Consider the following 6,968-nt stretch of genomic DNA (forward strand, 5'->3'; position numbering starts at 1 on the left):
TGGCAAAGCCGCCGCGCAACCGGCCATCGGTGGCGCTGCCGCCGATGACGCGAACGCGTGCGGGCTTTTGATCGTGGCTCATACAAATCCCAACGGGGCAAATCCCAACACGGGCTTTTCAACCTATTATAGAGTGGCGGGGCCGGGTGCGGTCCCCGCGGCACGCCTTTGACGGAGACTTCATGCGCAGACCCGCCGCCCGCCTGACTGCCGCCGCCGCCTTGCTGGCCGTGGCCGCGCCTGCCGGAGCCGCCGGCGGGGGCGGAGGCGAGGCCGCCGTGGTTCCGCTGGGCAAGTTCCGCGTGCCGATCATCGATGCCGGACGGCTCGACGGCGACCTTGAGCTGGAACTCGCCATCACCCCGGCGGATGGCGTCGATGCGGGTGCGCTCGGCACGGCGCAACCGGCGCTGCGTGCAGCGATGCTTTCGGCGCTGCTCGACTTCGCGCAGCTGAACGCGTCACCGCGCGTTGCGGTGGATGCCGAAGCGCTGGCGCATGCGCTCGATAGCGCTGCCCACGCCGCCGATCCGCAGGCGGGTCATGTGCTCATCCTCGAAGTGCGGACCAGTCCGGCGCGCGGCGCGCCCTGATCCTTTAATTCCAGCGCATTCCGGTCAGCGGGAGCACATCGCGCATCACCCGGTCGATCGCGCTGACGAGCGCGTCGTTGCCGTCGCGCGTCGCGTTTCGGATCAGCGCTTCCAGCCCCTCGACCGTGGTGCGCCCGATCCGGCGCATATGATGCGGCGAGGATGCTTCCTCCAGGATGCGCTCCGTCGCGCGCTCCAACTGCGGGATGGCGCGGTCGGCGAAATCGGGCCTGACCCGCTGGTCGGCGATGAACACGCTGCCGAGCTTCGCCCCTTGAACGCCGCACATCGGGACGGCGGCATAGGCGCGCAGCGCGAGCGGTCCGGTGACGAAGCGATTGTCCGCAAACTTTGGGTTCATCGGCAGATCGGTTTCCGCCATCGGGATCTGGGTTTCGACCACGCCGGCACACAGCGATTCGGATAATGGGATCGCATCGAGATCGGCGCCGTGGAGCACAGGGAGCCAGCAAAACCCGCTGTCGATCACGCTGACCCCCGCGATCGGCACGTCCATCGTACGGCCAAGTTCCTGAATCAATTCATTGAAGCGGGGCGATTCGCGCAAGGCGATCAAGCCGGATGCAAAAAGCGCTGCTCGACGCAGCGCTTCTTCACTCGACAATGGCCCCTCGTCGGTGTCGGGGATCGTCACTGCACTCTCCGCCAAAGAACCCCGCTGGTCGCAGATTGATCTTAGCCAGATGCCCCTGTCAGTATTGTAGTATTACAGTAATGGCTTCCGATCTCATCTTGGCACAGCGCGGCCACCCTTGGCCGGGGTCGCAGGCGTCGATTTTGGCTGAGTCATTCCGCCGCGGGCCAATGCCATGCCCAATGTCGCGGCAGCATCGGGCGACATCGCCTGCATCATCAGTGCGGCGTTACGGTCGCGCATCCGCTGTGCCACCTGAAACTGCACATCGGGGCTCAACTTCTCGAACACTGGCGCCGCCTTGGCGGGCTTCATCGACTGAAAGATGCGGGCGAGATCGCTGTAGCGCTTTTCTTCCGCAGCCGGGGCGCCGCCCGGCGTGCCTGTGGTCCCGGCCTGGGCATCGGCCTTGCCCTCGGCTGCAGCCTTCGCCTCGGCATCCTTCTGCTGGCGCTCCATCCGCAGCCGTGCCGCCTTGAGCGCCTGTTCGCGCAGGTCGAGCGCGCGGCGGCGTTCGGCCTCCTTGCGTTGCGCGGCGGTGATTTCGCCCTCGATCTGGCTGCCGAGGCGCGTCTTGGGCACCACGGATTCGCCCACCGCCACCGCGGCGTCGACGCCGTTCGCGACGGCACCAACGGTCGCCACTGCGGCGGTAATGAGCAGGAACGGGATACGCATCAGTAGCGGTCCACCGGCTCGGCGCGGCGCGCGGCTGCCGCGGATTCCACCAGCCGCTCGGCGGTCGAGTCCGCGATCTCGATCATCATGCGCAATTCGTCTGCGACCGCCTTGGCGCGCGCGGCATCATGCGTGCCGCGGGCATATTGCGTCAGCGTGCCCTTGAGTTCGGACAGCACCAGCCGCGCCTGCACCGTCGCCTGGTCAAGCGTCGAGACGACCTGCGCCAGATCGTTGCGCTTCAGCGCGTTGAGCGCGCGCATCATGCGCATGCTCTGGACGATCACGATCGTACAGAACAGCATCGTGAGCACGTTCGCGATCAGCGAATAGGTCATGCGCGCATCTCCTTGGCGATGTCGGATACCAGCCGCACCGCGATCTTGTTCGATCGCTGGCCGATCTGGGCGCGGCCGATCGTGACGCCGCCGCATTGCATGTCGAGGGGTTGGTCGGGGTCGGCGAACAGCGGGATGGTCTGGCCGACCTTGAAGTCGCGCACCGCGCCGAGCGGCATGTCGCGCTCGCCCAGCATCACATCCAGCGTCACGTCGACCTTGCGGACCTCCGACGCCATATGGACTTCCCAGATCGTGTCGCGGCCCAGCTTTTCGCCCATGAACCGCTGGTTGAGCAGATGGCGCACCGGCTCGATCGTCGCATAGGGCAGCAGGATGCTGAAGCATCCGCCGCGCTCGTCCATGCTGACGCGAAAGGTCGCGACGGCGCACACATTGGTGGTGCCGGCGATCGCGACGAAGCGCGGGCTGCTCTCGACGCGTTCCAGCTCGATCGTGGTCGGGGTGATCGGCGCCATCGACGTCGACAGATCGCTCAGCACATGCCCCAGCATGCGCGAAACGAGATCGGTTTCGATGGTGGTGAAGCCGCGCCCGTCGATCATCACCTGCTCGCCGCCGCCGCGACGCCCGCCCAGCAGCGTGTCGACCACCGCATAGATCAGGCCGGAATCGACCGAGACCAGGCCGTAATTCTCCCATTCCTCGACGCGGAACACGCCGATCATCGCGGGGAGCATGATGTGGTTGAGATAGTCTCCGAAGCGGATTGAGGTCACTTCCTCAAGGCTGACGTCGATCGCGTCGGAGGTGAGGTTGCGCATCGAGGTCGCGAAGATGCGGACCATGCGGTCGAACACGACCTCCAGCATCGGCAGCCGCTCGCGGCTGATGACGTTGGATTCGATGACCGCGCGCAGGCCTTCCTTCGGCTGGCTGAACCCGCCGACCTGCCCGAACAGCGCGTCGATGCCCGCCTGGTCGAGCAACGCCTCCGCATCGGGATCGAACTTGGGCGGCTCGGGCAGCTCGAAATCGTCGAAATCGTCGCTCATTGCTGCACCAGATCCTGGATCAGTACGTCCTTGACCATGTCCGGCCCCAGCGTCTGGGTCGCGCGGACCAGAAGCTCTTCCTTGACGCGATAGACTGCGCCCGACCCGTTCAGGTCCTCGGGCCGGAGCTCGCGCAGGAATGGCTGATAGGCATCGATCAGCAGCGGCAGCTTGCCCTGCAGCTTTTCGACCGTGCTCGCTTTGCCGGGTACCAGCACGAAATGCACCTTGAGGAAGCGCGCCGCACCATCGGCGCTGCGCAGGTTTACCACCAGCGGCGGCACGTCGAGATAGGCGCCGCCGGTCTTGCCGTCTTTGCCGCCCTTTTCCTCGCCGCCTTCGGCTTCGGCTTCGGCTTCTGCCTCTGCCTCTGCCTCAGCTTCACCATGCTCGCCCTCGGCAGTTTTTGCCGCCGCCTTGTCCGACCCCATCAGAAAGAACGCCGCGCCGCCGCCGCCGCCACCGAGCACCAGCACGGCCGCGCCGATGATGATCATCAGCTTCTTCTTGCTGCCCTTGGGCTTGGCTGCCGCCTCGCCGTCCTTGGCTTCGACGATGATGTCGTCGCTCATGTCTCGCGTTCCAATCTCTTTGCCCATCCGCGACCGGACCGGCGGAATGTTCCTATTATAGGGGAGTGGGGCGGCAACATTTGCCTAGCCCCAAAAAATTGGACGATTTTTTTCGGAGGGCGGTCGCGATGGATATCTCATCCTATGTGCTGCTGAGTCACAATCAGGCGCTGCGGCGCCGGCTCGACGTGAGCGCGAACAACATGGCCAATATCTCGACGGCCGGGTTCAAGCGCGAAGCGCCGGTGTTCCGCGAATATGTGGAGCAGAGCGGCGGCGGTGCAGACGCGCCGGTCAAGACGACGTCGATGGTGCTCGATTATGGCGCGGTGCATGACCAGAGCGCAGGCGCGTTCATCGCAACCGGCAATCCGATCGACGTGATGATCGACGGCGCGGGCTATCTCGCGGTCGAAACGCCCGAGGGTGGTACCGCCTATACGCGCGCGGGCTATCTGCGGGTGGGCGAGGACGGCACGCTGCAGACGGCGGGCGGGCTCACGCTGCTCGGCGAAGGCGGTCGCCCGATCACCATCCCGCCCGAACAGGCTGGGCAAGTCAGCATCGGCAAGGACGGCACGGTCAGCGCGGGCGAGGCGCAGGTCGGGCGCGTCGCGGTGACGGTGTTCGATGACGAACGCATGGTCGACCCGCGCGGCGACGGCACCTTCAGCGGGACCGGCGGGCGCGAGCTGGCCGCCGTCGACACCAAGCTCAAGAGCGGCGGCGTCGAAGGATCAAACGTCCAGGCGATCGTCGAGACCACCAACATGGTCGAGATCCTGCGCGCCTATCAGACCAGCATGAAGATGTCCGAGTCCCTCGGCGACATGCGCAAGAGCGCGATCGACAAGCTTGGCCGCTTCGGCTGACCCCCTTTCCACGGAGACTGACCCATGCGTACCCTCTCCATCGCCGGCACCGGGATGCTCGCACAGCAGACCAATGTCGATGTGATCTCGAACAACATCGCGAACATGAACACGACCGGCTACAAGCGCCAGCGGGCCGAGTTTCAGGACCTGCTCTACCAGCAGGTGACCCGCCCCGGCGGCGCGTCCGGCCCCGACAGCCGCGTGCCGACCGGCATCCAGATCGGCGCGGGCGTCAAGACCGGCGGCGTCTATCGCATCGCGACGCAGGGCGCGATGAGCCAGACCGACAATCGCTATGACCTGGCGATCCAGGGGCGCGGCTATTTCGCGGTGACGCTCCCGTCGGGCGAGACCGCCTATACCCGCGATGGATCGTTCCAGCTGTCGGACCAAGGCGAACTGGTCAATGCCGACGGCTTCCCGGTCCAGCCGGGCATCACCATTCCCGCCGAAGCGGTCGACGTGACCATCTCCAAGACCGGCGAAGTCCAGGTGATCCTTGCCGGCCAGCCCGAGCCGCAGAATGTCGGCCAACTTCAGCTCGCTACCTTCATCAACGAAGCCGGGCTCGAGGCGCAGGGCGGCAACCTCTATCTCGAAACCGCCGCATCGGGTCAGCCGACCCTCGCCAATCCGGGCGAACCGGGTTTCGGTGCGCTGCAGCAGGGCTTTGTCGAGGCGTCGAACGTCAACCCGGTCGCCGAAATCACCGCGCTGATCACCGCGCAGCGCGCCTATGAAATGAACAGCCGCGTCGTGAAGACCGCGGACGAAATGCTGGCGACGACCAGCCAGCTGCGCTGATGATCTACCGCATCGCCTTCATCGCCGCGGCGCTGGTTCCGGTCTCCGCACCGGCCCAGACGCCGACGGCACCCGCCAGCGGCCCGGCGCAGGTCGAGGTCGCGGTGCTCGCGCGCCCGGTCCAGCGCGGCGAAATCCTGTCGCCCGACGACTTCGTCTACGAAAAGCGCTCGCCCAATATGGGGCGCGGCGCGATCGAGGCGCAGGCCGCCAAGGGGCTGGAGGCGGTGCGCCCGCTCTCGCCCGGATCGGTGGTGCGGGTCAGCGACGTCATCACCCCGCGGCTGGTGCGCCGGGGCGAGCCGGTGCTGATCGCCTATAAGGTCGGCGCGCTCACCATCACCACACAGGGCCGCGCCCTGTCCAGCGCGGGGGCAGGCGAACCGGTCCGCGTCGTCACCACCTCCACCCAGCGCACGCTCGACGGTTTCGTCGCGGGCAACGGGCTGGTCCGTATCGTTTACTGAGGGAGTTGACCCCATGAAGAAGATCATTCTCGCCGTCACTGCGGCAGCCCTGGTTTCGGGCTGCGGCGCGGTCGACCGGCTCGGCCGCATCGGCAAGGCGCCCAAGATGTCCGCGCCCGAGGAAATGGCGATGCCGGGCGGTGAGCGCTCGATCGGCAATCCGGGGCTGCGCGACGGCAGCGTCGCGGCGGCGGTCGCCAATGCGCCGGTCGCACCCGGCACCGTCCCTGCGCAGGCACCCGCTGCCTCGGCTTCGCTGTTCCGTGCCGGCGCCGGCGCGTTCCTCAGCGATCAGCGCGCGACCCGCATGGGCGACATTCTGACGATCAAGATCAACATTGCGGACAAGGCGGAGGTCGGCAACAACACCTCGCGCAACCGCAGCGGTTCGGAAAATGCCGGTATCGCCTCGCTTCTCGGGCTCCAGAATCTGCTGCCCAAGTCGATCGACCCGACCAACCTCGCCAGCACCAATTCGAAATCGCAATCGAGCGGCGGCGGCAACATCAGCCGGTCCGAAACGATCAACATGACCATGTCGGCGATCGTCACCAACGTCTTTCCCAACGGCAATCTCGGCATCCGGGGCCGCCAGGAAGTGCGCGTGAATAACGAATTGCGCGAGCTGGTGGTCAGCGGCGTGGTCCGTCCGCAGGATATCGGCCGTGACAACTCGGTCCGCCACAGCCAGATCGCCGAAGCACGGATCAGCTATGGCGGCCGCGGCCAGCTGTCGGATGCGCAGCAGGCACGCTGGGGCCAGCAGATCTACGACGCCCTATTTCCGTTCTAAGCCTCTTCCCGTTCTAAGCGGGCAGTCGACAGGATTGCCCGTCCCAGCCGGGGGGCCGTGGACGGGCAGCCCCTTTCCCAGCCGGGGGGCCGTGGAAAGGGAAGGGAAGCGCAGAAGCGCCGCCATTCCAAAGAGGGCGAGGGAGAAACCCTCCCCCTTTTTTGTTGTCTGTCCCCA

At 66.2% G+C, this 6,968-nt stretch carries 10 protein-coding genes; 5 read left to right on the top strand and 5 right to left on the bottom strand.

Features of this window, described 5'->3' with window-relative positions; translation table 11 throughout:
• Positions 1-182: 182 nt before the first annotated feature.
• Positions 183-593, top strand: a complete 411-nt coding sequence (locus AX681_RS01640) for a hypothetical protein (protein WP_066659398.1) — start codon at positions 183-185, stop codon at positions 591-593.
• 4 nt (positions 594-597) lie between these two features.
• Here the strand turns inward: AX681_RS01640 and AX681_RS01645 are convergent, their stop codons facing one another.
• The 5 genes from AX681_RS01645 to AX681_RS01665 form a co-directional block, all read right to left on the bottom strand.
• Positions 598-1,248 (bottom strand): GAF domain-containing protein, encoded by a 651-nt coding sequence (locus AX681_RS01645; RefSeq protein WP_066659400.1) that lies wholly within the window; start codon positions 1,246-1,248, stop codon positions 598-600.
• Positions 1,249-1,341: 93 nt separating this feature from the next.
• Positions 1,342-1,926 carry a MotE family protein gene (locus tag AX681_RS01650; protein WP_066659402.1) on the bottom strand — a complete coding sequence of 195 codons (585 nt, stop codon included), beginning with the start codon at positions 1,924-1,926 and terminating at the stop codon, positions 1,342-1,344.
• Positions 1,926-2,264, bottom strand: coding sequence for a DUF6468 domain-containing protein (locus tag AX681_RS01655; protein ID WP_066659404.1), 339 nt, complete (start codon positions 2,262-2,264; stop codon positions 1,926-1,928). The genes AX681_RS01650 and AX681_RS01655 overlap by 1 nt, the downstream gene beginning before the upstream one ends.
• Positions 2,261-3,280 carry a flagellar motor switch protein FliM gene (gene fliM, locus AX681_RS01660; protein ID WP_066659406.1) on the bottom strand — a complete coding sequence of 340 codons (1,020 nt, stop codon included), beginning with the start codon at positions 3,278-3,280 and terminating at the stop codon, positions 2,261-2,263. The genes AX681_RS01655 and fliM overlap by 4 nt, the downstream gene beginning before the upstream one ends.
• Positions 3,277-3,852 (bottom strand): flagellar basal body-associated FliL family protein, encoded by a 576-nt coding sequence (locus AX681_RS01665; protein WP_066659410.1) that lies wholly within the window; start codon positions 3,850-3,852, stop codon positions 3,277-3,279. Before AX681_RS01665 ends, fliM begins: the two co-directional genes overlap by 4 nt.
• Positions 3,853-3,980: 128 nt before the next feature.
• On the opposite strand from AX681_RS01665, the gene AX681_RS01670 reads away from it, so the two are divergent.
• From AX681_RS01670 to flgH, 4 genes are read left to right on the top strand one after another with little or no spacing between them, the layout of a single operon-like run.
• A complete protein-coding gene (locus tag AX681_RS01670; RefSeq protein ID WP_066659412.1) occupies positions 3,981-4,724 on the top strand; it encodes a flagellar hook basal-body protein in 744 nt (247 codons plus the stop codon).
• Between the two features lie 24 nt (positions 4,725-4,748).
• Positions 4,749-5,531 carry a flagellar basal-body rod protein FlgG gene (gene flgG, locus AX681_RS01675; RefSeq protein WP_066659413.1) on the top strand — a complete coding sequence of 261 codons (783 nt, stop codon included), beginning with the start codon at positions 4,749-4,751 and terminating at the stop codon, positions 5,529-5,531.
• Entirely contained in the window at positions 5,531-5,998 is a 468-nt protein-coding gene (gene flgA / locus AX681_RS01680) for a flagellar basal body P-ring formation chaperone FlgA (protein WP_066659414.1), read from the top strand. The genes flgG and flgA overlap by 1 nt, the downstream gene beginning before the upstream one ends.
• 13 nt (positions 5,999-6,011) lie before the next feature.
• Positions 6,012-6,791: a flagellar basal body L-ring protein FlgH gene (flgH, locus tag AX681_RS01685; RefSeq protein WP_066659415.1), complete on the top strand. Its 780-nt coding sequence runs from the start codon at positions 6,012-6,014 to the stop codon at positions 6,789-6,791.
• The last annotated feature ends 177 nt before the right edge of the window (positions 6,792-6,968 follow it).

This window comes from Sphingomonas sp. CCH9-E2 (genome assembly GCF_001557215.1).
Classification (GTDB): Bacteria; Pseudomonadota; Alphaproteobacteria; order Sphingomonadales; family Sphingomonadaceae; genus Sphingomonas.

Bases quoted from the DNA above. Each gene is read 5' to 3' on its own strand.
- AX681_RS01640 (WP_066659398.1), top strand. From the start codon at position 183: ATGCGCAGACCCGCCGCCCGCCTGACTGCCGCCGCCGCCTTGCTGGCC.
- AX681_RS01650 (WP_066659402.1), bottom strand. From the start codon at position 1,926: ATGCGTATCCCGTTCCTGCTCATTACCGCCGCAGTGGCGACCGTTGGT.
- AX681_RS01655 (WP_066659404.1), bottom strand. From the start codon at position 2,264: ATGACCTATTCGCTGATCGCGAACGTGCTCACGATGCTGTTCTGTACG.
- fliM (WP_066659406.1), bottom strand. From the start codon at position 3,280: ATGAGCGACGATTTCGACGATTTCGAGCTGCCCGAGCCGCCCAAGTTC.
- AX681_RS01665 (WP_066659410.1), bottom strand. From the start codon at position 3,852: ATGAGCGACGACATCATCGTCGAAGCCAAGGACGGCGAGGCGGCAGCC.
- AX681_RS01670 (WP_066659412.1), top strand. From the start codon at position 3,981: ATGGATATCTCATCCTATGTGCTGCTGAGTCACAATCAGGCGCTGCGG.
- flgG (WP_066659413.1), top strand. From the start codon at position 4,749: ATGCGTACCCTCTCCATCGCCGGCACCGGGATGCTCGCACAGCAGACC.
- flgA (WP_066659414.1), top strand. From the start codon at position 5,531: ATGATCTACCGCATCGCCTTCATCGCCGCGGCGCTGGTTCCGGTCTCC.
- flgH (WP_066659415.1), top strand. From the start codon at position 6,012: ATGAAGAAGATCATTCTCGCCGTCACTGCGGCAGCCCTGGTTTCGGGC.